A 23,401-nucleotide genomic window follows, 5' to 3' on the forward strand; every position below is an offset into this window, starting at 1 on the left:
CAGTGAGAAGGAGACCTGTCCCATGACCTCGTCGCGTCAGCACGTGATACGTCTGACCACCGCGTCCGCCCTCGCCCTCGGGGCCGTCACGAGCCTGGGCACCAGCGCGCACGCCGCGAACGTGGACGTGCCGTACGAGTGCCGCACCTACGTGCAGGGCAACACCCACCCGGTCTACGACTACCGGCGCGGGTTCGACGTCACCGTGCCGTCCTCGGTCCGTGCGGGCAAGAAGTTCCAGGCCACGTACGACCCGGCCCCGATCACCGCCTTCGCCCAGTACAACAAGACCGTCACCGACGTACGGGTCGCCTACCGGATCCCGGACGGCGCCAAGGTCAAGAAGGTGAGGCTCACCGGAGGCAGCGGCCTCGGCCACTCCACCCTCAAGGTCAAGGTCGAGGGCAAGGACATCGTCGTCAGCGCCTCCGGCCCGTTCGAGGGCGGTGTCGAGTTCGACCTGCCGACGCTGAAGGTCGTCTACAAGGCGCCGAAGGCCACGGGTACGCTCAACTTCGGCCCTGGCGGCTCGAGTTACGAGAAGCCCGGCTTCTACTGGTACCGCTACCAGCCGATCCTGGACGAGTGGGGCCCGTTCCAGTGCTTCCCCGACCCGGCCAAGCCCCCGACCGTGCTGGCCAGCACGCAGGTCAAGAAGTAGCAAGCAGCGACGAGCGAAAGTGGGAGACGCATGCCCAAGGCCGTAGCCATTCACCAGTTCGGCGGGCCGGACGTACTGGGACTCATCGACGTTCCCGAGCCGGTGCCGGCCGCCGGCCAGGTGACGGTCCGGGTGCGGGCCGTCGGGGTCAACGGGTTCGACTGCCGGGTGCGGTCCGGCGGCATGCGGGGGCGTTATCCGGTCGAGTTCCCGCAGATCATCGGCAACGAGTTCGCCGGGGTCGTCGAGCGGACCGGACCGGAGGTGACCGGGTTCGCGCCCGGCGACGAGGTGCTGGGGTTCGCCGTCATGCGGTCCGGCACCGAACTGCTCGCCGTCGGCGCGGACCAGATCACCGCCAAACCGCCCCAGCTGTCGTGGGAGGTCGCGGGGTCGCTCTCGGCCGTCGGACAGACCGCCGGCATCGCCCTGGACGCACTGCGCGTCGGCCGGGGCGACACCGTGCTGGTGCACGCCGCGGCCGGCGGCGTGGGCAGCCTCGCCGTCCAGCTCGTCCGCGAGCGGGGCGGCACGGCGATCGGCAGCGCCGGCGAGCACAACCACGAGTTCCTGCGGTCGCTGGGCGCGCTGCCCGTCGCCTACGGTCCGGGCTTCGCCGACCGGGTGCGCGCCCTCGCCCCGGACGGCGTGGACGCGGCCCTCGACTGCCACGGTGGGCCGGAGGCGCTCGCCGTGTCGCTCGAACTCGTCGCGGACCGCGGCCGGATCGCCACCACCGCCAACTTCCGCGCCGCCGCCCAGGAAGGCATCGTCATGCCGCGGGTGGAGCGGTCCGCCGAGCGGCTCGCCGCCCTGGCCGCGCTGTGCGCCGAGGGCCGGCTGCGGCCGCACGTCGAGGCCGTCTTCCCCTTCGCCAAGGCGGCCGAGGCCCACCACAGGCTCGAGCAGGGCCATGTGCGCGGCAAGCTCGTCCTGGTGCCGGACCAGTGACCACGGCTCCCGTCCGGCCGGGCGGCCCGGTGCACGAGGGGCATCCACGGCGCTGGGCCGTCCTCGCGGTGATGGTCCTCAGCCTGATGAGCATCATCCTCGACAACACCGTGCTCAACGTGACGCTGCGCACCCTCACCGACCCGCGGCACGGCCTCGGCGCCTCGCACAGCCAGGTCGAATGGGTGCTCAGCGCCTACACCCTGGCCTTCGCGGCGACACTGTTCACCTGGGGTGTGCTCGGTGACCGGATGGGCCGCAGACGCGTACTCCTGCTGGGCCTCGGCCTGTTCGGACTCTCGTCCCTGGCCGGGGCCTACGCCGGCTCCCCGGAGCAGCTCGTCGCCGCCCGCGCCTGCATGGGCGTGAGCGGCGCGGCGGTCCTGCCGAGCACCCTCGCCACCATCGCCGCCGTCTTCCCGCTGCAGGAGCGCCCCAAGGCCCTCGGGATCTGGGCCGCCTCGGTCGGCTTCGCCCTCGGCATCGGGCCCGTCACCGGCGGGCTGCTCCTCGCCCGCTTCTGGTGGGGCTCGGTCTTCCTGGTCAACGTGCCGATCGTGGCGGTCTGCCTGGTCGCGGTCGTGCTGCTGGTCCCCGAGACCCGGGGCGCCGCCGGCAAACGCGTCGACGCGGCCGGGCTGCTGCTGTCCATCGCCGGTCTCGTGCTGCTCGTCCACGCGGTCATCGAGGCCGGCCGGACCGGCGGGCTCGCCCGGCCCACGGTCTGGGGCACCGGCCTGGCGGGCCTCGGCCTGCTCGGCGTGTTCCTCTGGCACGAACGCCGTACCGCCGAACCCTCGCTGGAGCTCGGCTTCTTCCGGCTCAAGGCGTTCTCCACCGCCGTCGCGGCCGTCGGCTTCGTCAGCTTCGCGATGATGGGCTTCCTCTTCTTCAGCGCCTTCTACCTGCAGAGCGTGCGTGGCTACACCCCGCTGCAGGCCGGGAGCTGTACCGTGGCGCTGGCCGTCGCGAACGTGGTCTGCGGCCCGCTCAGCACGGTCCTGGTGCGCTCGATCGGCCCCCGGAACGTGTGTGCGGCGGGCATGCTGGCCGTGGCCGCCTCACTCTCCGGAGTCGTCCTCGTGACCCAGCACGCTCCCCTGTGGCTGATCCTCGTCCTGTTCGCCGCGCTGGGAGCCGGCGTAGCCTGCGTCATGCCGACCGCGGCCGTGTCCATCATGAACGCGATCCCGCGCGAGAAGGCGGGCGTGGCCTCCGCGATGAACAACACCGTGCGCCAGCTGGGCGGCGCCCTGGGCGTCGCGGTGCTCGGTTCCGTCCTGGGCGCCGCCTACCGCAGCGGCATCGAGGACGAGCTGGCCGTACTGCCGCCCTCCGCGCGGCACGAGGCCGGCGAGTCCCTGGACGCCACGCTCCTGGCCGCCGGCCGGCTGGGAGTGAGCGGACTGGCCGGTCCCGCACGGCAGGCCTTCGTGGACGCCATGCATCTGGCCGCCGGGGCAGCCGCCGTGGTCGCCCTGGCGGGGGCCCTCGCCGTGCTCCGCTGGCTGCCCTCCACCACCCCGCAACAGCCGCCCGCGGCGGGCCCCGTGCCCGGCCGGGCACGTACCGACCGAACCAAGGCCCAAGGAAGCTGACATGCCTTTCACCCCTGACGAGCTCGAGTACCTCGCCTCCCAGAACCTCGGCCGGCTGGCCACCGTGGCGCCCGACGGCCAGCCCCAGGTCAATCCCGTCTCCTTCCGGATCAACACCGAGACCGGCACCATCGACATCGGCGGGCACAACCTGACGGCCAGCAAGAAGTTCCGCAACATCGGCAAGCACGACCAGGTCGCCTTCGTCGTCGACGACCTGATCTCCACCCAGCCGTGGAACGTACGCGGTGTCGAAGTGCGCGGCCGGGCCGAGGCACTGACCGACGCCCAGCCGCCGCACCCGTACTTCGGCACCGCGATGATCCGCATCCACCCCAGGCGCATCATCACCTGGGGCCTGGGCGACGACCCCGCCCAGCGCGGCCGCAACGTCTGACCCGGACGCCTTCGACTCCGCTTCGAGCGGACCTCGATGCCCTCTTGCCAGGGTGGAGCCCGTAGGACGGGCACACCACGGGGAGGGCCGGATGAGCACGGAAATCTTCCATGAGGATTTCACCGGGGGACTGGTGACCGAGGGACCGGGCGCGCCGTGGCGGCTGCGCCCGGTCGATGGTCTCCCCGGCGGGGACGGGGTGGTCCGCGGCGGGCCGGACGGCCTGAAGGTCGTGCCGAGCGCCCTGCAGCCCCGGACCAGGCGGCCGGCGTTCACCGAGCCGAAGCCGGGGCCGGACGGCGCCCCGGTGCACCTGCGGTGGGGGGCCTTCACCACCGGCGGCACCGCCTCGGCGCGCGGCGGCTTCACCGCGCGACCGGGCGAACTGCTGTCGGTCACCGCCGAGATGGGACTGCGCGGCTTCGGCCTGCGCTCCCAGCCCTACGACGACGTGACCGAGCCGACCGCGGACCCCCGGCTCGGCGCGGGCGGTCTGATATCGGTCGATCTCGAGACCGGCATCATCTTCGACTTCTTCCTCACGCACAGCCGGCTCTACGCGGTCTACGAGCGGCTCGCGCTCCAGCCGGACGCCCGCTTCGCCGCCTTCACCTACTGCGTCCCGGTCGCCGACCGCACCCCGGGCACGCTCCACCGGCTCGAGGTCGGTTACGACGCCGCGGCCGGCACCGCCCACTGGAAGGCCGACGGGCGTCAGGTGCTGTCCGTGGACCGGATCGGCTTCCGCTCGCTCGACGCGCGCTGGCTGCGGCGGGACAACGGCGGCCGGGAGGAGTCGGTACGGCCGCGCGGCCTCACCTTCGGCCTGGGCCTCTTCCTGGAGCGCCACTTCGGCCAGGGGGCACGGCTCTCGGTGCGCCGGCTCTCGGTGTCCACCGCGCCCGCCGGTTCGCGCCACTCGTGACGACGACCAACGAAAGGCACAGTCATGCCCGATGAGAACAAGCCCGTACTGGTCCTCGGCGCCACCGGCAAGCAGGGCGGCTCCACGGCCCGGTACCTGCTGGAACGCGGCTGGACCGTCCGCGCCTTCGTGCGCGACCCGGACGCGCCCAGGGCCAAGGAGCTGCGGGAGCTCGGCGCGAGCCTGCACACCGGCGACCTCGAGGACGCCGAGTCGGTGCGCGCGGCGATGAAGGGCGCGTACGGCGTGTTCAGCATCCAGACGCCGATGACACCGGCCGGCGTGGAGGGCGAGGAGCGGCAGGGCAAGATCTGCGCCGACGCCGCCCGCGACCTCGGCGTCCAGCACTACGTCCACAGCTCGGTCGGCGGGGCGGAGCGGCCGGAGGGCGTGAACTGGCGGCTGTCCAAGCTGGCGATCGAGCAGCGGATCCAGGAGAACGAGCTCGCCTTCACCTTCCTGCGGCCGTCGTACTTCATGGAGAACCTCAACCACGACATGTCGCCCCTCGTCATGGAGGACGGCGTGCTGACCTTCCGGCGGGGACTGGGGCCCACCAACACCCTCCAGATGATCAGCGGCCCCGACATCGGGTACTTCGCGGCCGACGCCTTCGACGACCCCGGCACCTTCGTCGGGGCCAAGATCGAGCTGGCCGGGGACGAGCTGACCGGCGAGCAGATCGCGGACGCCTTCGGCCGGCACACCGGGCTGCCCGCCCGCTTCGTCTCGGTGCCGATACCGGAGCTGCGCCGCACGGGCTTCGAGTGGCAGGCGATCTCGTACACCTGGCTCAACGGCATCGGTTATCACGCCGACATCCCCGCGCTGCGCGCACGGTTCCCGGGGCTGCTCACCCTCGACCAGTGGCTGGCCAGGACCGGCTGGGCCCCGATGGACCCGGCGGGAGCGGGGACGCGATGACCCAGCAGACCCAGCAGACCCAGCAGGCCCAGCAGACCCAGCAGGCCCAGCAGGCCCAGCAGACCCAGCAGACCCAGCAGGCCCAGCAGACCCAGGAGCCCCAGACCGGGGAGACCCAGACCCAGGAGCCCCAGACCGGGGAGACCCAGACCCAGGAGCCCCAGACCGGGGAGACCCAGACCCAGGAGCCCCGGACTGGGGAGACCCAGGAGGCCCGGACTGGGGAGACCCAGGAGGCCCGGGGCACGCGGGAGCGCTCACCCCTGATGGCCGGGGCCCGCCGGATCGCCGAGCTCGCCGGGAAGCGGGCGGCCGACGCCGAGCAGCGGCGCCGGCTGAGCCCCGAGGTCGTCCGCGCGGTCCTCGACGCCGGTTTCGCCGCCCACTTCGTGCCGGTGGCACACGGCGGCAGGGCCGCCACCTTCACCGAACTCGTGGAGCCGGTCGCGGTGCTGGGCGAGGCCTGCGCCTCGACCGCCTGGTACGCGTCGCTCACGGCGAGTCTCGGCCGGATGGCCGCCTACCTGCCGGACGAGGGCCGGGCCGAGCTGTGGTCCGACGGCCCCGACGCCCTGATCGTCGGCGCCCTCATGCCGCTCGGCCGCGCCGAGCGGACGGCGGGCGGCTGGCACGTCTCGGGCACCTGGCCGTTCGTCAGCGTCGTCGACCACTCCGACTGGGCGCTGGTGTGCGCCATGGCGGGGCAGGAGCCGTGGTTCTTCGCCGTGCCGCGCGAGGCGTACGGGATCGTGGACAGCTGGTACCCGATGGGCATGCGCGGAACGGGCAGCAACACCCTCGTGCTCGACGGGGTGTTCGTGCCGGACGCGCGGGCGTGCACCCGGGCGGCGATCGCGGCCGGCCTCGGCCCCGGTGCCCGGGCCCTCTGCCACACCGTGCCCATGCGGGCGGTCAACGGGCTGGCCTTCGCGCTGCCGATGCTCGGCGCGGCCCGCGGCGCCGCGGCCGTGTGGACCTCGTGGATCGCCGCGAAGCTGGCCGGGCCGACCGGGCAGAACGCCGTGTCGACCCAGGACCGGGTGGTGTACGAGCACACGCTGGCCCGGGCCACCGGTGAGATCGACGCGGCCCAGCTGCTGCTGGAGCGGGTCGCCGCGGTCGCCGACGCCGGCGGGGTGACCGGCGAACTCGTCGGCCGCGGGGCACGGGACTGTGCCCTGGCGGCCGAGCTGCTGACCGCCGCGACCGACCGGCTGTTCGCCCGCGCGGGCACCAGGGCGCAGGCGCAGGACAGTCCGATGCAGCGTCTGTGGCGCGATGTGCACGCGGCCGCGAGCCACATCGGACTGCAGTTCGGGCCGGGAGCGGCGCTGTATGCCGGAGAGCTGCTGAGGAGGAGCAACGATGGCTGAAGTGAACGACCCCCGGGTGGGCTTTGTCGCCCTCGTCACCTTCCCGGTGGACGGCCCCGCCACCCAGCGCAAGCTGGTGGAGCTGGCCACGGGCGGGGTGCAGGAGTGGATCCGTGAGGTGCCCGGCTTCCTGTCGGCCACGTACCACGCGAGCACGGACGGCACCGCGGTCGTCAACTACGCCCAGTGGGAGAGCGAACAGGCCTACCGGGAGAACTTCGGCGCCGACCCGCGCTCGGCGAGGCTGCGGGAGGCGCTGAGCTCCCTGCCCGGGCTGGTGGGACCGCCGAAGGCCGTCTTCATGACCCCGGAAGGGTCGGTCCTGCCGTCCTGACACCGGCGCCCCCGCCGCTCCTGCCGCCCGGGCGGTTCCCGTCGTCCGTGCCGCTCCCGTCGTCCCCGCCGCTCCCGTCGTCCGCGTCGTCGCCGGCCCCGGCCGCCACCAGGCCGGCGATGATGATCTCGAGTCCGAGCTCGAACCGGCGGTCGGAGTCGAGCGAGGTGATCGGGCCGGCCAGATGGACCAGGTTGGGGAACCGGGCGGCCGGCAGCGACTTCAGATAGCCGTGGAGCTGGTCGGCGAACATGCCGGCCTGCTCCCGGCTGTCCTCCGCACCGGAATACCGGGACGACTGCTCCAGGGCCTCCGCCGTGACGAACGTCGACAGCAGGTCGCCCCCGTAGGCGGCGAGTTCGTCCCGCAGTCCCCCCGCGCGCAGCAGATTCAGGGTGCGCTCCATCCCCACGATCCCGTTGGGGCCGAGCGGGACCCGGTCGATCGCGATGCGCGCCAGGTCCCGGTGGGCCAGGAACACCCGCCGCAGTGACCGGCACATCTCCTTGACCTGCTCCGCCCAGCGGCCCGGCTCCGGCTCCGGGATCTCCACCTCGGTCAGCACGCGGTCGAAGACCAGGTCGAGCAGCTCGTCCCGGTTCCCCACGTGCGCGTAGAGCGAGGCGTGTCCGGTCTTCAGCTCCTGCGCGAGCCGCCGCATGCTCAGGGCGTCGAAGCCCTCGGCGTCGAGGATGCCGAGCGCCGTGTCGACGATCCGGTCCTGGGTCAGGGGCATCCGGGGCGGCGCCTTCTTCGGCCGGCGCCACGGGGGTACGGGGATCTCCTCGGGCATGGGCCTCCTTCTTCCGCTGCGCACCAGGGGATTGACCCTCATCGTACGGCATCGACGGCCACCGTTTCTTGACACGACCACCGTTCCACTATAGAACGGTGGTCGTCAATGGACCTGTTGTCGAGACGTCGGGGGATGTGCCATGACTTCCGTGGACGCGGACGAGCCGGGCAGGGCGGCCGAGCCACTGACGGCGCCGCCACCGCCACCGTCGTCGTCGGAGCGGGACCCCGGGCCGGACCCGGCCGCCGCCGAGCCCCCGGCCTACGCGCGCCGCTGGGCCGCGCTCGCGGTCATCCTCGGCGCCGAGATCATGGACCTGCTGGACGGCACGGTCATGAACATCGCCGCACCGGCGGTCCGCGCCGATCTGGGCGGCAGCCTCAGCGTCATCCAGTGGATCACCGCCGGCTACTCGCTCGCCTTCGCCGTGCTGCTGGTGGTGGGCGGCCGGCTGGGCGACATCTACGGCCGCAAGCGCATGTTCGTCATCGGCGCCGTCGGATTCACCCTGGCCTCCGTGCTGTGCGCGGCGGCGGGCAGTTCCGAGATGCTCATCGCCGCGCGCTTCCTCCAGGGCGGGCTGGGCGCGCTGATGATTCCGCAGGGGCTCGGCCTCATCAAGCAGATGTTCCCGCCCAAGGAGACCGCGGCGGCGTTCGGCGCGTTCGGGCCCGCCATCGGGCTGGGCGCCGTGCTCGGTCCCATCGTCGCCGGATTCCTGGTCGACGCCGATCTGTTCGGCTCCGGCTGGCGGTCCGTCTTCCTGATCAACCTGCTGATCGGGGCGGCCGTGATCACCGGCGCGGTGCTGCTGCTGCCCGAGGGCAGGGCGCCCGTGCGGCCGAGGTTCGACGTCGGCGGCATGCTGCTGGTCACGCTCGGCCTGACCCTGCTGATCTTCCCGCTCGTCCAGGGGCGCGAACGGGACTGGCCCGCCTGGACCTTCGTGCTGATGGCGGCCGCAGCGGCCGTCCTCGCCGCCTTCGTCGCGTACGAGCTGCGGCAGGAGAGGCGCGGCGGTGCCACGCTGATCGAACTCAGCCTGCTGCGCAGGTCCCGCTACGCCGCGGGACTGGCGGTGTCCCTGGTGTTCTTCACCGGTATCTCCGGGATGTCGCTGCTGCTCGGTCTGCACCTGCAGATCGGTCTGGGGTTCAGCCCCACCCGGGCCGCGCTGACGATGACGCCCTGGTCGGTGTTCCTGGTCGTCGGCGCGATCCTGACCGGAGCGGTGCTGGGCGCGAAGTTCGGCCGCAGGGCCCTGCACGGCGGGCTCGTGGTGCTGGCGATCGGCGTCCTGGTCATGCTGCTGACGATCGGTGACCAGGCCGGTGATCTGACCAGCTGGGAACTCGTCCCCGGCATCGCCGTGGCCGGGCTCGGCATGGGCATCATGATCGGTCTGCTCTTCGACATCGCCCTGGCCGACGTCGACAAGCAGGAGGCCGGCACCGCCTCCGGCATCCTCACCGCGGTCCAGCAGCTCGGCTTCGCGGTCGGCGTCGCGGTGCTGGCGACGATGTTCTTCGGGCTGCTCGGCTCACAGGCCACGGCCAGCGTCGCCGACGGCGCGGCCCGCACCCGGGCCGAACTGGCCGCCGCCGGCGCGACCCCGGCCGAGCAGGACCGGATCCTCGCCGACCTGCGGGCGTGCCTGAGGGAGTCGGCGCGCCAGAAGGACTCCGAGCGGACGCCCGACAGCTGCCGGAACGTCCAGCGGGCACGGCCGGAGCTGGCCGGGGCCACCGCGCGGGCCTGGCGGACCGCCCACACCGAGAACTTCAGCACCGCGATGGTCCGCACCCTCTGGGTCGTGATCGGACTGCTCGCGGTGTCCTTCGCGCTGGCCTTCCGGCTGCCGCCCAAGCCTCGTGCGGAAGAGGGATTCTGATGACACGGAGACTGCTCGCCCGGCCGGGCGGACGCCGGGCCAAGTGGCTGGTGCTGCTGGGCTGGATCGCCCTGCTGATCGTGCTCCAGCCGCTGGCCGGCAAGCTCGGTGACGTCGAGTCCAACGACGCCGCCGCCTGGCTGCCCGGCAACGCGGAATCGACAAAGGTGCTCGAACTCTCCGAGAGGTTCCGGCCCGCCGACACCAGCCCGGCCGTCGTCGTCTACGACCGCCCCTCGGGGATCACGGCCGCCGACGAGGCGAAGGCCCGGGCCGACGCCGCGCGCTTCGCGAAAGGCGCCGACGTGGTGGGCAAGCCGTTCGGCCCGGTGCGCTCGAAGGACGGCAAGGCCCTGCGCACCGTGGTCGGCGTCCACCTCGGCAAGGACGGCTGGGAGGGGCTCAACGCGGCCACGAAGGACATCCGGGCGATCGCGCGGCCGGGCGCGCCCGACGGTCTCGGCGTCCATGTGACGGGCCCGACCGGCTATGCCGCCGACTCCGCGGAGTCCTTCAGCAGCGCCGACTTCAGACTCACCCTGGTCACCCTCCTCATCGTGGTGACGATCCTCGTCGTCACCTACCGCAGCCCCCTGCTCTGGCTGCTGCCGATGATCTCGGCGGGCATGTCCCTGGTCGTCTCGCAGGCCGTCGTCTACCTGCTGGCCAGGCACGCGGGGCTCACGGTCAACGCCCAGACGGCGATGATCCTGACGGTGCTGGTGCTCGGCGCGGCCACCGACTACGCGCTGCTGCTCGTCGCCCGCTACCGGGAGGAGCTGCGGCGGCACGAGGACCGTCACGAGGCCATGGCCGTGGCGCTGCACCGTGCCGGTCCCGCCATCGTGGCCAGCGCCGCCACCGTCGCCGTCAGCATGCTCGCCCTGCTGCTGGCCGCGCTGAACTCCACCAAGGGCCTCGGCCCGGTCTGCGCCGTCGGCGTGCTGGTCGGCCTGCTGTCGATGACGACGCTGCTGCCCGCCCTGCTGGTGATCTTCGGGCGCTGGATCTTCTGGCCGGCCCGGCCCATGCCCGGTACGGAGCCGGACCCCACCCGCGGCCTGTGGACGCGGGTGGCCCGGCTGGTCTCCGGCCGCCCGCGCGCGGTCTGGATCACCACCAGCCTGCTGCTCGGGGCGGTGGCCACGCTGGCCGTCACCCTGAACGCCGACGGGCTCCAGCAGAAGGACGGCTTCAGGACCAAGCCGGAGTCGGTGGTGGGCGAGGAGATCCTTGCCCGGCACTTCCCGGCCGGTTCCGGTGAGCCGCTGGTCGTCGTCGCCAAGGGCGCCGCGGCGTCCGAGGTGCGCGGCGCACTGGCGAAGGTCCCCGGTGTCACCGAGGTCACGCGGCCCCGGGTCAAGGACGGGCTGGCCTATGTCGAGGCGACGCTCGGCGCGGGAGCCGACAGCCCGCGGGCGATGGACACGGTCGTCTCGGCCCGCGAGGCCCTCGGCCGGCTGGACGGGGCCCAGGCGAAGGTGGGCGGCAGCAGCGCCGTCGTCCACGACATGCGCGAGGCGGCCGACCGCGACCGCTCCCTGCTCATCCCGGTGATCCTCGCCGTGGTGTTCTGCGTCCTCGCGCTGCTGCTGCGGGCACTCGTGGCGCCGCTGCTGCTGATCGCCAGCGTGGTGCTGTCCTTCTTCACGGCGCTCGGCCTCGCGGCCTTCTTCTTCAACCACGTCTTCGGCTTCCCCGGTGCCGATTCCGCCTTCCCGCTGTGGGTGTTCGTCTTCCTGGTCGCGCTGGGCGTCGACTACAACATCTTCCTCGTGACCCGGATCAGGGAGGAGAGCGACCGGCTCGGCACCCGGCAGGGCGCGCTCAAGGGCCTCACCTCGACCGGTGGCGTGATCACCGCGGCGGGTCTGGTGCTGGCCGGGACCTTCGCCGCACTGGCCACGCTGCCGCTGGTCTTCATCGCCGAGCTCGGCTTCACCGTGGCGGTGGGCATCCTGCTCGACACCATGATCGTGCGTTCGGTCCTGGTCACGGCGCTCACCATGGACGTCGGCCGGTGGATGTGGTGGCCGCACCGGCTCTTCCGGCGCGAGGACGCCCCCGCGGAAAACGCCGGATCGGGAATTTCCGATTCTGTGAATTCGGAAGTGTCAACTCCCCTTTCCCCCTAGGTCGGATAATATAGATCATCGCAGGCCGCTGCGTTGATTTATGCTTTGACCAATAAATGATCCGCTGTGACCCCAACCACGTTGAATTCAGCCAAGTCGAACTGTTATTGTCGTTTCCAGGAAACGGAGAATCTCGACGGGGGCACAGCATGAGATTCAATCTGTTGGGACATGTCCATGTGATCACCGACGCGGGACGGCTGATTCCGCTCAAATCCTCGAAGGCGACCCAGCTCCTGGCGTTACTGCTGCTCAGGCGGCACGAGGTGGTCGGCTCGGGGGTGCTCATCGAGGAACTGTGGGCGGACGATCCGCCGCGCAGCGCCATGACGACGCTGCAGACCTACGTCTACCACACGCGCCGCCTGCTGGCGCAGCACCAGGTGACGGCCGAGGGAAGGGAGTTGGTCCTGACCCGGCCGCCCGGTTACTTCGCCCTGATCGACGACGACGAACTGGACGTCACGATCGCCGAGCGGCTGATCCGCACGGGCGGCCGGCTGCTCGAGGAGAACCGGCCCGAGGAGGCGCTCGCCTCGCTGAACGCGGGACTGGACCTCTGGCGCGGCCCGGCGCTGTCCACCGTGCCGTGCGGCCGGGTGCTCGAAGGTCATATCGCCCATCTGGAGGAGCTGCGGCTCTTCGGGGTGCTGTTGCGCGTGGACGCGAATTGGAGGCTGGGCAGGATCGGGCCGATGATTCCGGAGCTGAGGTCCCTGGTGATTTCCCATCCGCTGAACGAGACCCTGCACGCCAAGCTGATGGGGGCGCTCTACCGGGTGGGCCGGCGGGCGGAAGCACTGGCGTCGTACCGGAATCTCCGGCAGATCCTCTCCGACGAACTGGGGGTGGACCCGACGCCGGAAATTCAGCGCATGCACCTGGAGATTCTCAACGGTGATCATGTGCTGGTGTAGGCACCGGCCGAGAACGCACACGGTGGAGCCCCTCGCGGACCGCGAGGGGCTCCACCGCGTCGCGCCCGCGCCGCCGGGTGTCAGTAGTTCCCCAGGCCGCCGCAGACGTTCAGCGCCTGCGCGGTGACCGCGGCCGCCCCGTCCCCGATCAGGTAGGCCACCATCTCCGCCACCTCGGACGGCCGCACATACCGGCCGACCGGCACCCGCGCGGTGATCCGGTCGAAGGCCTCCTCGGTGGACACCTGCCAGATCTCCGCGTAGTGCTCGCGCACGGCCGCGGCCATCGGCGTCTCGACGAACCCGGGGCAGACGGCGTTCACCGTGATGCCGGTCCTCGCCAGCTCCAGGCCGAGCGCCTTGGTGAAACCGACCACGCCGTGCTTCGAAGCCGAGTACGGGGCGGCGTGCACCACACCCTGCTTCCCGCCCGTCGAGGCGATGTTGACGATCCGTCCACTGCCCCGGCCGAGCATGCCGCCGGCCGTCAGGACCTCCTTGGTCACCCGGAACACGCCGGTGAGATTGGTGTCGATCACATCGAGCCAGAGCTCGTCGGCGAGTTCGGCCGTGGCGCCGCCGCCGGGCCGGCCCGCGTTGTTCACCAGGACGTCGACCGGTCCGTAGCGCTCGACGACCGCCGCCACGAGCGCCTCGATGCCGGCGACCGAGCGCACGTCGCAGGTCCGCCCGTCCGCCTCCACCCCCGCTTCCCGCAGCTCCTTCACCGTCGAGCGCACCGCTTCCTCACCGCGGCCGCAGACGAAGACCCGCAACCCCTCCGCACCGAGCCTGCGGGCGATCTCCAGCCCGATACCGCTGGTCGCGCCCGTCACCAGTGCGACCTTCGAGACCTGCGTGGCCATGTGTCCCTCTCCCTGCGTCGTGGTCCCTGACCTGCCCAGCCTTGGGCGCCCGGCTCGAGCGGCGGTCGAAGGCGAGTGGGGCGGGGCTGGGACGCCGTACCGGTGGACCGGGCGTCGAGGCGCTCCGTATCGGCCTTCGAGCCGCTTTCGAGCCACGGGGCCGACGATGACGACGACCACCGGACGAACTCGTCGAAGGAGCTGTTCGGATTGAAGCGCAGAGTCGTCATCACGGGCGTCGGCGTCCGCGCCCCAGGCGGGAACGGCACGCGGCAGTTCTGGGAACTGCTCACCTCGGGGCGGACGGCGACGCGCCGGATCTCGTTCTTCGACCCCTCGCCGTACCGTTCGCAGGTCGCCGCGGAAGCCGACTTCGACCCGGTCGCCGAGGGCTTCGGCCCGCGGGAACTCGACCGCATGGACCGGGCCTCGCAGTTCGCCGTGGCGTGCGCCCGGGAGGCCGTCGCCGCGAGCGGGCTCGACTTCGGCGCCCTCGACCCCACCCGGGTCGGGGTCAGCCTGGGCAGCGCCGTGGCCGCCGCGACCAGCCTGGAACGCGAGTACCTGCTGCTGTCCGACTCCGGCCGTCAGTGGGAGGTCGACGCCGCCTGGCTGTCCCGGCACATGTTCGACTACCTGGTGCCCAGCGTCATGCCGGCCGAGGTGGCCTGGGCGGTCGGCGCCGAGGGCCCGGTCGCGATGGTCTCCAACGGCTGCACCTCGGGCCTGGACTCCGTGGGCCACGCGGTGCGGCTGATCGAGGAGGGCAGCGCCGACGTGATGCTCGCCGGCGCCGCGGACACCCCGATCACCCCGATCGTCGTCGCCTGCTTCGACGCGATCCGCGCCACGACGGCGCGCAACGACGACCCGGAGCACGCCTCACGGCCGTTCGACGGCACCCGCGACGGCTTCGTGCTGGCCGAGGGAGCCGCCATGTTCGTCCTGGAGGACCACGACAGCGCGCTGGCCCGCGGCGCCCACGTCCACGCCGAGATCCCCGGCTATGCGACGCGCTGCAACGCGTACCACATGACGGGGCTGAAGACCGACGGCCGTGAGATGGCCGAGGCCATCCGGGCCGCCCTCGACGAGTCCCGTACGGACCCCAAGGACATCGACTACATCAACGCCCACGGCTCCGGCACCCGGCAGAACGACCGCCACGAGACCGCCGCCTACAAGCGGGCGCTCGGCGAGCACGCCCGGCGCACCCCGGTCAGCTCGATCAAGTCGATGGTCGGGCACTCGCTCGGCGCGATCGGCTCGCTGGAGATAGCGGCCAGCGTGCTCGCCCTCGAACACCAGGTGGTGCCGCCGACCGCGAACCTGCGCACCAGCGACCCCGAATGCGACCTCGACTACGTCCCGCTCGAGGCCCGGGAGCGCAGGCTCGGGGCCGTCCTCACCGTGGGCAGCGGCTTCGGCGGCTTCCAGAGCGCGATGGTGCTGCGCCGTGCCGAGACGGCGGGGGCGGTCGCATGAGCGTCCTCATCACCGGAATGGGCGTCGTCGCCCCCAACGGCCTCGGCCTGGAGCCGTACTGGGCGGCCGTGCTGGCCGGCCGCAGCGGCCTCGGCCCGGTCACCCGCTTCGACGTGAGCCGGTACCCGGCCACCCTCGCCGGCCAGATCGACGACTTCCACGCGCCCGACCACGTCCCGGGCCGGCTGCTGCCGCAGACGGACCCCTCCACCCGGCTCGCGCTGACCGCCGCGGCCTGGGCGCTGCAGGACGCGAAGGCCGACCCGGACTCGCTCACCGACTACGACATGGGCGTGGTCACGGCCAACGCCTGCGGCGGCTTCGACTTCACGCACCGCGAGTTCCGCAAGCTGTGGACCGAGGGCCCCAAGTCGGTCAGCGTGTACGAGTCCTTCGCCTGGTTCTACGCGGTGAACACCGGACAGATCTCCATCCGGCACGGTATGCGCGGCCCGAGCAGCGCCCTGGTCGCCGAGCAGGCCGGCGGCCTGGACGCCCTCGGCCACGCCCGCCGCACGATCCGCCGCGGCACCCCGCTGGTGGTCTCCGGCGGAGTCGACTCGGCACTCGACCCCTGGGGCTGGGTCTCGCAGATCGCGAGCGGACGGATCAGCACCGCCACCGACCCGGCCCGGGCCTATCTGCCGTTCGACGAGCAGGCGGCCGGCTACGTCCCCGGCGAGGGCGGCGCCCTGCTCGTCCTGGAGGACGGCGCCGCGGCCGAGGCCCGCGGCCGGCACGACCCCTACGGCGAACTCGCGGGCTGGGCCTCGACCTTCGACCCGCCCCCCGGCTCCGGACGCCCCCCGGGCCTGGAGCGCGCCGTCCGGCTCGCGCTGGCCGACGCCGGGCTCGGCCCCGAGGACGTCGACGTCGTCTTCGCCGACGGCGCGGGAACACCCGCACAGGACGCCGCCGAGGCCCGGGCCATCGGCCGGGTGTTCGGCTCCCGCGGCGTCCCGGTCACGGTCCCCAAGACGACGACGGGCCGGCTCTACTCCGGCGGCGGCCCGCTCGACGTGGTCACCGCCCTGATGTCCCTGCGCGAAGGCGTGATCCCGCCGACCGCGGGCGTGCGGACCGTACCGCGGGAGTACGGCCTCGACCTGGTGCTCGGCGCACCGCGCCCCGCGCGCCTGCGCACCGCCCTGGTCCTGGCCAGGGGCCGCTGGGGCTTCAACTCGGCGGTCGTCCTGCGCCTCCCCGGACCGACCTCGTAGCCACCGACCCCATGGCCACCGACCCCGTGGCCACCGACCACGCAGCCACACCGAGAACGCCCGTAAGCACACCGAGAACTGGAGACCGCAATGGCAACCCTGCTGACCATCGACGACCTGCGCCGCGTCCTCATCGAATGCGCGGGCGAGGCGGACGGAGCGGACCTGTCCGGGGACATCCTCGACACCCGCTTCGAGACCATCGGCTACGACTCGCTCGCCCTGATGGAGACCGCGGCCCGGCTGGAGAGCCGCTACGGCGTGGCCATACCCGACGACGTCGGCCACGCCGAAACCCCCCGCGAGCTGCTCGACCTGGTCAACGGCGTCCTGGCCGAGGCGGCATGAGCCGGCCGGAGGAACACCGGGTGGTCCACACCCTGAGGACCCCGGCCCCGGCGCGACGGCTGTACGAGCTGGTCGCGCGGGCCGAACACTGGCCGGCCGTCCTCGAACCCGCGGTGCACGTCCGCATCCTGGAGCGCGGCCGGGGCACGGAACGGTTCCGCATCTGGGCGAGCGTGGCCGGACGGGTGAAGACCTGGACGTCGCGCCGGACGCTGGACCCCGACGCGCTGCGGGTGACGTTCCGCCAGGAGCGCACCCAGCCGCCGATCGCCTCGATGGGCGGGAGCTGGGAGTTCCGCGGCGACGGCGACGGCACCGAGATCGTGCTGACCCACGACTTCGCCGCCGTCGACGAGGCCGCCCTGCCGGGACTGCGCGCGGCACTGGACGCCAACAGCGGGCAGGAGCTGGCCGCGCTGGCCCGGCTCGCGGAGCGGCGACATCTGGTCGAGGACCTGCTGTTCACCTTCGAGGACACGGTCCAGGTGCCGTCCGGGGACGACGCCTACGCCTTCATCGAGCGCAGCGACCTGTGGCCGGACCGGCTGCCGCACGTGGGGAAGGTGACGCTGACCGAGGAGCCGCCGGCCGCCGGCTCCCCCGGCGTCCAGGACATGACCATGGAGACCGTCACCGCCGACGGCGGCGCGCACACGACCCGCTCGATCCGCCTCTGCTTCCCCGGCGAGGCCATCGTCTACAAGCAGCTCGTGCCGCCCGCCCTGCTCACCGGGCACAGTGGCGCGTGGCTCTTCGACGGGGACACGGTCACCGCCCGCCACACCGTGGCGATCGACCCGGCCCGGATCGAGGAGGTCCTGGGCCGCGGCAGCACCGTCGCCGACGCCCGCGCCCATCTGCGGGACGTGCTCGGCGCCAACAGCCGGGCCACGCTCCGTCACGCGGCCGCCGCCGCCACGGGGCCGGCGTCGTGACGGCCGCGGTCCGCGAGGTCGCCGAGGGGGTCTACGCGTACGAGCAGGCCCCCGGCGGCTGGTGCGTCAGCAACGCGGGCGTCGTGGTGGGCGGCGACGGCGCCCTCGTCGTCGACACGCTGTCGACCATCCCCAGGGCGCGGCGGCTGGCCGCGACGGTGGACGGGCTCGCCGCGGGCCCGGCCCGCACCGTGGTCAACACCCACTTCCACGGGGACCACGCGTTCGGCAACCAGGTCTTCCCGCCGGGCACGCAGATCATCGCGCACGAGGACATGCGGACCGCCATGGTGACGACGGGCCTGGCCCTCACCGGGCTGTGGCCGCGGGTCGACTGGGGCGAGATCGAGGTGACACCGCCGACGGTCACCTTCCGCGACCGCCTCACCGTGCACGTCGGCGAGCGCCGGGCCGAACTGATTGGCGTCGGCCCCGCGCACACCGGACACGACGTGGTGGTCTGGCTGCCCGAGGAGCGCGTGCTGTTCGCGGGCGACGTCGTCATGTCGGGCGTCACCCCGTTCGCCCTGTTCGGTTCGGTGGCCGGCACCCTGACCGCGCTCGACCGGCTGGCGGAACTGGAGCCCGCGGTGGTCGTCGGCGGGCACGGCCCGGTGGCGGGCCCCGAGGTGCTCGACGCCAACCGGGACTACCTGCGCTGGGTCCAGCGCCTCGCCGCCGAGGCGGCCGACCGCGGGCTGACCCCGCTTCAGGCCGCGCGCGAGGCGGACCTCGGCGTCTTCGCCGGCCTGCTGGACGCGGAGCGCCTCGTCGCCAACCTGCACCGCGCCCACGAGGAACTGCTGAGCAGACCGGCGCGCGACGCCATGGAGATCTTCTCGGAGCTGGTCGCCTACAACGGTGGGCGGCTGCCCGCCTGCCTCGCCTGAAGGAGTCGAAAGATGGCCGCCGACCAGCACATGCTCCGGGACGCCATGGCCCGGGTGCCCGCCGGGGTGGCACTCGTCACCGCCCATGACAGCGGGGGAGCCCCGCACGGTTTCACCGCCAGCTCGTTCGTGTCCGTCTCGATGGAGCCGCCGCTCGCGCTGGTCTGCCTGGCCCGCACGGCCAACTCCTTCCCGGTCTTCGACAGCTGCCGCGAGTTCGCGGTGAGCGTGCTGCGCGACGACCACACCGAGCTGGCGATGCGCTTCGCGCGCAAGTCGGCGGACAAGTTCGCGGGCGGAAAGTTCGTCCGCACCGCCAGGGGAGGGACCGTGCTCGACGGGGCGCTCGCGGTCGTCGAGTGCACGGTCCACGAGCGCTACCCCGCGGGCGACCACATCATCCTGCTCGGTGAGGTCCAGTCCGTGCACGTCGAGGACAAGGGCGCCCCGGCGGTCTACGTGGACCGCGGGTTCGCCGCCCTCTGCTCGGGCACGGGCGCCTGCCTGGCCGCCGCCGGGCACGGCACGCACGCGCACGCGGGCTGAGGAGAGCCGGGGAGGTACGACGGCTGAGGCCCGGCCGGCCCGGCCGGCCCGGCCGGGAGCACGGGCGCGCCGGGGGCGCGCCGCGCTCGCGCCACACCCCCGCCAAGTGAACCGCGTCTCTTCCGGGCCTGATGCCTACTGATCGGTAGCCTCTGCTGAGCAGGTTGGGTAGCGTATGCGCGCGGTTCGGGCGGGGTTCGGGCGCTGTTCCGGCAGGGTCGCCGGGCCCGCGGAGGCACCCTCGCGGGAAACTTCGTGAAGTTCTTCACAAGGAATTCCGTGCTGTCGGGGGCCGGAAGGGACCTCCTCGCCCCCTTCGGGGACTCAAGGGCCCTTGACAGGCGCTCACAAGGGCGCCGCCCAGCCCTTCCGCCGGCCCCGCGCGGCACCTCCCCGCCCGGCCCGGGCGATACGGAACGGCAGCTCACGCGGCCTTGACAACGGTCATAACCGGGCGCCGCTTCCCACCCGCGACCGTGAACCCGGTCAAACGGGCCGCGGAGTTTAGCACAGGGGGTGGGCAAGCTTGTGAAGGGGCGCACGAGCGACCCCCCTGAGCCGGGTGGATACTCGATCCCATGAGCACCACGGAGCGTCCCAGGATCCTCGTAGTAGGCGGTGGGTACGTAGGCCTGTACGCAGCTCGGCGCATCCTCAAGAAGATGCGCTACGGCGAGGCGACCGTCACGGTCGTCGACCCCCGGTCGTACATGACCTACCAGCCCTTCCTCCCCGAAGCCGCCGCCGGCAGCATCTCCCCGCGCCACGTCGTCGTCCCGCTGCGGCGCGTGCTTCCCAAGGCGGAGGTCCTCACCGGCCGGGTCACCACCATCGACCAGGACCGCAAGGTCGCCACGATCGCCCCGCTGGTCGGCGAGGCGTACGAGCTGCCCTTCGACTACCTGGTCATCGCGATGGGGGCGGTCTCCCGCACCTTCCCGATCCCCGGCCTCGCCGAGCAGGGCATCGGCATGAAGGGCATCGAGGAGTCCATCGGCCTGCGCAACCACGTCCTGGAGCAGCTCGACAAGGCCGACTCCACCACCGACGAGGAGATCCGCCGCAAGGCGCTCACCTTCGTGTTCATCGGCGGCGGCTTCGCCGGCGCCGAGACGATCGGTGAGGTCGAGGACATGGCCCGGGACGCGGCCAAGTACTACAAGAACGTCTCCCGCGAGGACATGCGCTTCATCCTCGTCGACGCCGCCGACAAGATCCTCCCCGAGGTCGGCCCGAAGCTCGGCCAGTACGGCAAGGAGCACCTCGAGGGCCGCGGCGTGGAGGTCTACCTCTCCACGTCGATGGAGTCCTGCGTCGACGGCCACGTGGTGCTGAAGAACGGCCTCGAGGTCGACTCCAACACCATCGTCTGGACGGCCGGCGTCAAGCCCAACCCGGCGCTCGCCCGCTTCGGCCTGCCCCTCGGCCCGCGCGGCCACGTCGACTGCGAGCCCACGCTCCAGGTCAAGGGCACGGACTACATCTGGGCCGCCGGCGACAACGCCCAGGTGCCCGACCTCGTCGGCCGCAAGGCGGGCAACGAGAACGCCTGGTGCCCGCCCAACGCCCAGCACGCGCTGCGCCAGGCCAAGGTCCTCGGCGACAACGTGGTCTCCGGTATGCGGGGCTTCCCCCAGAAGGAGTACAGCCACGCCAACAAGGGCGCGGTCGCGGGCCTCGGCCTGCACAAGGGCGTCGCGATGATCGTCATGGGCAAGATGAAGATCAAGCTGCGCGGCCGCCTGGCCTGGTACATGCACCGCGGGTACCACGGCATGGCGATGCCCACCTGGAACCGCAAGATCCGCGTCTTCGCCGACTGGACCCTGGCGATGTTCCTCAAGCGCGAGGTCGTCTCCCTGGGCGCCATGGAGAACCCCCGCGAGGAGTTCTACGAGGCCGCCAAGCCGGCCCCGGTCGCCGCGGCGAGCAAGGCGGGCGAGAAGGCCAAGGCCTCCTGACCCACCCGCACACCCCCTGAAGGGGCCACCCGCCATCCGTGGTGCGGGCGGCCCCTTCGGCTTGTCCGGAGCCAACACCCGTGGACGAGGAAGGGATCCGGGGCGGAGCCCCGAGGGGGCGCAGGGGCGCAGCCCCGCGCGGGGTCCGGGGCGGAGCCCCGAGGGGTGCAGGGGGCGCAGCCCCCGCCCGGGGTGCAGGGGCGGAGCCCCGCATGGGGTCCGGGGCGGAGCCCCGTGGCGGTGCCGTCTTGGCCCACCGAGTCGGGCGGGTCGGATGGGGCAGAGGGGGGTGCGGGGGGCGGAGCCCCCGGCCGGGGTGCAGGGGCGGAGCCCCGTACGGGGTCCGGGGCGCAGCCCCGTGACGGCAACTCCTCACCCCACCGAGTCGGGCGGGCTGGAGGGTGCAGAGGGGGGTGCGGGGGGCGCAGCCCCCCGCCGGGGTCCCGGGGCGGAGCCCCGGGGACGGGACCCCTCACCCCAGCGCGGGCGCAGCCCCACCCGGGGTCCGGGGCGGAGCCCCGGGGACGGGGGTACAGCCGGGTGATCCATGAACGCGGCACGTGTTTTGCTCAGTCGTAACCCCGTTGCGGGACTGCGCAACAGCCCCCGTGGTGTTTTCGTGGTGGATGACATTCCCGCGTCCGTCGTCACGGAGGTGTGCACCATGCCCGACGCCGCGCTGCGGCTCACGAGACTGCTCGAACAGTTGCTGGGAACACCCATTCCGGTGCGCATCCGCGCCTGGGACGGCTCCGAGGCGGGCCCGCCGGCGGCACCGACTCTCGTCGTGCACAACCGCCGCGCCCTGCGCCGGCTGCTCTTCAAGCCGGGCGAACTCGGCCTCGCCCGCGCCTGGGTGGCCGGCGACGTCACCGTCGACGGCGACCTCTACACCGCCCTGGACCTGCTCTCCGGCCTGATCTGGGACCGCGGCGAGGACGCCCGGGGCCTCACCGCGGCGCTGCGCGACCCCGAGGTCCGCGCGGCCGTACGCGGCCTGGTGCGGCTGGCCGGCCCCCCGCTGCCGCCCGCCCCGCCGCCCGAGGAGGTCCGCCGCCCGGGCCACCTGCACACGCGGCGCAGCGACAAGCGGGCCATCAGCCACCACTACGACGTCGGCAACGACTTCTACGAACTCGTCCTCGGCCCGTCCATGGTGTACTCCTGCGCCTACTGGCCGGCCCCGGAACCCGCCGGCACGCTGGAGCAGGCCCAGCGCGACAAGCTCGAACTGATCTGCCGCAAGCTGGACCTGAAGCCGGGCCGGCGCCTGCTCGACGTCGGCTGCGGCTGGGGCTCCCTGGCCATCCACGCGGCCCGCGAGCACGGCGTGAGCGTCGTCGGCGTCACCCTCTCCCAGGAGCAGGCGGCGTACGCCCGCAAGCGCGTCGCCGACGAGGGGCTCACCGACAAGGTGGAGATCCGCGTCCAGGACTACCGCGACGTGGCCGACGGGCCGTACGACGCCGTCTCCTCCATCGGGATGGCCGAACACGTCGGCGCGGCCCGCTACCTGGAGTACGCCCGGGTCCTGCACGGCCTGCTCGGACCCGGCGGACGGCTCCTCAACCACCAGATCGGCCGCCGCCCCCAGCGGGACGAGACGTCGTACCAGGTGGACGAGTTCATCGACGCCTACGTCTTCCCCGACGGCGAACTCGCCCCGATCGGCACCACCGTCACCCAGCTGGAGCGCGCCGGGTTCGAGGTGCGCGACGTGGAGTCCCTCCGTGAGCACTACGCCCTCACCCTGCGCCGCTGGGTCGCCAACCTGGAGGCCGGCTGGGACCGGGCGGTGCGGCTGACCAGTCCCGGCCGGGCCCGCGTCTGGCAGCTGTACATGGCGGCCTCGGCCCTCGCGTTCGAGCACAACCGCATCGGCGTCAACCAGGTCCTCGCCGTGAAGACCCCCGTATCCGGCGACTCCGGTATGCCGCTGAGGACCCGCACCTGGGGCGCGCCGGCCACGTAACCGGCACCCGCACCCGCACCCGCCACCAGGCCCCGGGCGCCCCGCACCAGCCCACAGCCCACAGCCCACAGTCCACCGCCCGCCACCCCCCCCACCCACACGAAGGGCCCCGTCCCACCAGCTTGGGTTCTAACGGTCCTCGCAACACCCGCGATCTGTGGGAGTTGCGAGGACCGTGGCCGTTGGACGTGATGATCTTGCGGGGTTGAGGGAGCGTTTCCTTGCGCGGCTGGATGCCGTGGGGAACGTGACCGTGGTGGCGCGTGAGCTGGGGGT

20 protein-coding genes and 1 pseudogene are annotated in these 23,401 nt (G+C 72.6%); 19 read left to right on the forward strand and 2 right to left on the reverse strand.

What is annotated here, in order from left to right:
• Positions 1-22 precede the first annotated feature (22 nt).
• The 8 genes from ACI2LW_RS21590 (at position 23) to ACI2LW_RS21625 (ending at position 7,163) form a co-directional block, all read left to right on the forward strand.
• The gene (locus tag ACI2LW_RS21590) at positions 23-661 is read left to right on the forward strand and encodes a hypothetical protein (RefSeq protein WP_404732823.1); all 639 of its coding nucleotides are present in this window, start codon (positions 23-25) and stop codon (positions 659-661) included.
• 30 nt (positions 662-691) lie between these two features.
• On the forward strand, positions 692-1,612 hold the full coding sequence (locus ACI2LW_RS21595; RefSeq protein WP_404732824.1) for an NADP-dependent oxidoreductase: 921 nt from the start codon (positions 692-694) through the stop codon (positions 1,610-1,612).
• Positions 1,609-3,210, forward strand: a complete 1,602-nt coding sequence (locus ACI2LW_RS21600) for an MFS transporter (protein ID WP_404732825.1) — start codon at positions 1,609-1,611, stop codon at positions 3,208-3,210. Before ACI2LW_RS21595 ends, ACI2LW_RS21600 begins: the two co-directional genes overlap by 4 nt.
• 1 nt (position 3,211) lies before the next feature.
• Positions 3,212-3,607, forward strand: a complete 396-nt coding sequence (locus ACI2LW_RS21605) for a PPOX class F420-dependent oxidoreductase (protein ID WP_404732826.1) — start codon at positions 3,212-3,214, stop codon at positions 3,605-3,607.
• A 91-nt stretch (positions 3,608-3,698) separates the two neighbouring features.
• Positions 3,699-4,532, forward strand: coding sequence for a DUF6081 family protein (locus ACI2LW_RS21610; protein WP_404732827.1), 834 nt, complete (start codon positions 3,699-3,701; stop codon positions 4,530-4,532).
• A 24-nt stretch (positions 4,533-4,556) separates the two neighbouring features.
• A complete protein-coding gene (locus ACI2LW_RS21615; protein WP_404732828.1) occupies positions 4,557-5,456 on the forward strand; it encodes an NmrA/HSCARG family protein in 900 nt (299 codons plus the stop codon).
• A gap of 266 nt (positions 5,457-5,722) precedes the next feature.
• Positions 5,723-6,829, forward strand: a complete 1,107-nt coding sequence (locus ACI2LW_RS21620; protein ID WP_404732847.1) for a hydrolase — start codon at positions 5,723-5,725, stop codon at positions 6,827-6,829.
• Positions 6,822-7,163, forward strand: coding sequence for an antibiotic biosynthesis monooxygenase (locus ACI2LW_RS21625; protein ID WP_404732829.1), 342 nt, complete (start codon positions 6,822-6,824; stop codon positions 7,161-7,163). The genes ACI2LW_RS21620 and ACI2LW_RS21625 overlap by 8 nt, the downstream gene beginning before the upstream one ends.
• Positions 7,164-7,239: 76 nt before the next feature.
• On the opposite strand, the pseudogene ACI2LW_RS21630 reads toward ACI2LW_RS21625, so the two are convergent.
• Positions 7,240-7,998: pseudogene (locus ACI2LW_RS21630) on the reverse strand (TetR/AcrR family transcriptional regulator); the annotation flags it as partial.
• A 100-nt stretch (positions 7,999-8,098) separates the two neighbouring features.
• On the opposite strand from ACI2LW_RS21630, the gene ACI2LW_RS21635 reads away from it, so the two are divergent.
• The 3 genes from ACI2LW_RS21635 to ACI2LW_RS21645 all read left to right on the forward strand — a co-directional run bounded on the left by ACI2LW_RS21635 (position 8,099) and on the right by ACI2LW_RS21645 (position 12,902).
• Entirely contained in the window at positions 8,099-9,850 is a 1,752-nt protein-coding gene (locus tag ACI2LW_RS21635) for an MFS transporter (RefSeq protein WP_404732830.1), read from the forward strand.
• On the forward strand, positions 9,850-11,985 hold the full coding sequence (locus ACI2LW_RS21640) for an MMPL family transporter (protein WP_404732831.1): 2,136 nt from the start codon (positions 9,850-9,852) through the stop codon (positions 11,983-11,985). The genes ACI2LW_RS21635 and ACI2LW_RS21640 overlap by 1 nt, the downstream gene beginning before the upstream one ends.
• A gap of 149 nt (positions 11,986-12,134) precedes the next feature.
• Entirely contained in the window at positions 12,135-12,902 is a 768-nt protein-coding gene (locus ACI2LW_RS21645; RefSeq protein ID WP_404732832.1) for a BTAD domain-containing putative transcriptional regulator, read from the forward strand.
• A gap of 80 nt (positions 12,903-12,982) precedes the next feature.
• On the opposite strand, the gene ACI2LW_RS21650 is transcribed toward ACI2LW_RS21645, so the two are convergent.
• Positions 12,983-13,768 carry a 3-oxoacyl-ACP reductase gene (locus ACI2LW_RS21650; protein ID WP_404732833.1) on the reverse strand — a complete coding sequence of 262 codons (786 nt, stop codon included), beginning with the start codon at positions 13,766-13,768 and terminating at the stop codon, positions 12,983-12,985.
• 75 nt (positions 13,769-13,843) lie between these two features.
• Here ACI2LW_RS21650 and ACI2LW_RS21655 point away from each other — a divergent pair, with 75 nt between their 5' ends.
• The 8 genes from ACI2LW_RS21655 (at position 13,844) to ACI2LW_RS21690 (ending at position 23,125) form a co-directional block, all read left to right on the forward strand.
• On the forward strand, positions 13,844-15,253 hold the full coding sequence (locus tag ACI2LW_RS21655; RefSeq protein ID WP_404732834.1) for a beta-ketoacyl-[acyl-carrier-protein] synthase family protein: 1,410 nt from the start codon (positions 13,844-13,846) through the stop codon (positions 15,251-15,253).
• Positions 15,250-16,473 (forward strand): ketosynthase chain-length factor, encoded by a 1,224-nt coding sequence (locus tag ACI2LW_RS21660; protein ID WP_404732835.1) that lies wholly within the window; start codon positions 15,250-15,252, stop codon positions 16,471-16,473. Before ACI2LW_RS21655 ends, ACI2LW_RS21660 begins: the two co-directional genes overlap by 4 nt.
• Before the next feature lie 90 nt (positions 16,474-16,563).
• Complete coding sequence (locus ACI2LW_RS21665; protein WP_404732836.1) at positions 16,564-16,821, forward strand: acyl carrier protein; 258 nt, start codon at positions 16,564-16,566, stop codon at positions 16,819-16,821.
• Positions 16,818-17,756 (forward strand): aromatase/cyclase, encoded by a 939-nt coding sequence (locus ACI2LW_RS21670; RefSeq protein WP_404732837.1) that lies wholly within the window; start codon positions 16,818-16,820, stop codon positions 17,754-17,756. Before ACI2LW_RS21665 ends, ACI2LW_RS21670 begins: the two co-directional genes overlap by 4 nt.
• On the forward strand, positions 17,753-18,646 hold the full coding sequence (locus tag ACI2LW_RS21675) for an MBL fold metallo-hydrolase (protein ID WP_404732838.1): 894 nt from the start codon (positions 17,753-17,755) through the stop codon (positions 18,644-18,646). The genes ACI2LW_RS21670 and ACI2LW_RS21675 overlap by 4 nt, the downstream gene beginning before the upstream one ends.
• Positions 18,647-18,658: 12 nt before the next feature.
• Positions 18,659-19,192 carry a flavin reductase family protein gene (locus ACI2LW_RS21680; protein ID WP_404732839.1) on the forward strand — a complete coding sequence of 178 codons (534 nt, stop codon included), beginning with the start codon at positions 18,659-18,661 and terminating at the stop codon, positions 19,190-19,192.
• Positions 19,193-19,770: 578 nt separating this feature from the next.
• Positions 19,771-21,153 (forward strand): NAD(P)/FAD-dependent oxidoreductase, encoded by a 1,383-nt coding sequence (locus tag ACI2LW_RS21685; RefSeq protein WP_404732840.1) that lies wholly within the window; start codon positions 19,771-19,773, stop codon positions 21,151-21,153.
• Between the two features lie 664 nt (positions 21,154-21,817).
• Entirely contained in the window at positions 21,818-23,125 is a 1,308-nt protein-coding gene (locus ACI2LW_RS21690) for a class I SAM-dependent methyltransferase (protein WP_404732848.1), read from the forward strand.
• Positions 23,126-23,401: the final 276 nt, after the last annotated feature.

The organism is Streptomyces sp. NPDC004065, from assembly GCF_044903565.1.
Classification (GTDB): domain Bacteria; phylum Actinomycetota; class Actinomycetes; order Streptomycetales; family Streptomycetaceae; genus Streptomyces.

What these genes read in the sequence shown, in the direction of transcription:
- ACI2LW_RS21590 (WP_404732823.1), top strand. Translation starts at nt 23, where the DNA reads ATGACCTCGTCGCGTCAGCACGTGATACGTCTGACCACCGCGTCCGCC.
- ACI2LW_RS21595 (WP_404732824.1), top strand. Translation starts at nt 692, where the DNA reads ATGCCCAAGGCCGTAGCCATTCACCAGTTCGGCGGGCCGGACGTACTG.
- ACI2LW_RS21605 (WP_404732826.1), top strand. Translation starts at nt 3,212, where the DNA reads ATGCCTTTCACCCCTGACGAGCTCGAGTACCTCGCCTCCCAGAACCTC.
- ACI2LW_RS21610 (WP_404732827.1), top strand. Translation starts at nt 3,699, where the DNA reads ATGAGCACGGAAATCTTCCATGAGGATTTCACCGGGGGACTGGTGACC.
- ACI2LW_RS21615 (WP_404732828.1), top strand. Translation starts at nt 4,557, where the DNA reads ATGCCCGATGAGAACAAGCCCGTACTGGTCCTCGGCGCCACCGGCAAG.
- ACI2LW_RS21620 (WP_404732847.1), top strand. Translation starts at nt 5,723, where the DNA reads ATGGCCGGGGCCCGCCGGATCGCCGAGCTCGCCGGGAAGCGGGCGGCC.
- ACI2LW_RS21625 (WP_404732829.1), top strand. Translation starts at nt 6,822, where the DNA reads ATGGCTGAAGTGAACGACCCCCGGGTGGGCTTTGTCGCCCTCGTCACC.
- ACI2LW_RS21635 (WP_404732830.1), top strand. Translation starts at nt 8,099, where the DNA reads ATGACTTCCGTGGACGCGGACGAGCCGGGCAGGGCGGCCGAGCCACTG.
- ACI2LW_RS21640 (WP_404732831.1), top strand. Translation starts at nt 9,850, where the DNA reads ATGACACGGAGACTGCTCGCCCGGCCGGGCGGACGCCGGGCCAAGTGG.
- ACI2LW_RS21645 (WP_404732832.1), top strand. Translation starts at nt 12,135, where the DNA reads ATGAGATTCAATCTGTTGGGACATGTCCATGTGATCACCGACGCGGGA.
- ACI2LW_RS21650 (WP_404732833.1), bottom strand. Translation starts at nt 13,768, where the DNA reads ATGGCCACGCAGGTCTCGAAGGTCGCACTGGTGACGGGCGCGACCAGC.
- ACI2LW_RS21660 (WP_404732835.1), top strand. Translation starts at nt 15,250, where the DNA reads ATGAGCGTCCTCATCACCGGAATGGGCGTCGTCGCCCCCAACGGCCTC.
- ACI2LW_RS21665 (WP_404732836.1), top strand. Translation starts at nt 16,564, where the DNA reads ATGGCAACCCTGCTGACCATCGACGACCTGCGCCGCGTCCTCATCGAA.
- ACI2LW_RS21670 (WP_404732837.1), top strand. Translation starts at nt 16,818, where the DNA reads ATGAGCCGGCCGGAGGAACACCGGGTGGTCCACACCCTGAGGACCCCG.
- ACI2LW_RS21680 (WP_404732839.1), top strand. Translation starts at nt 18,659, where the DNA reads ATGGCCGCCGACCAGCACATGCTCCGGGACGCCATGGCCCGGGTGCCC.
- ACI2LW_RS21685 (WP_404732840.1), top strand. Translation starts at nt 19,771, where the DNA reads ATGAGCACCACGGAGCGTCCCAGGATCCTCGTAGTAGGCGGTGGGTAC.
- ACI2LW_RS21690 (WP_404732848.1), top strand. Translation starts at nt 21,818, where the DNA reads ATGCCCGACGCCGCGCTGCGGCTCACGAGACTGCTCGAACAGTTGCTG.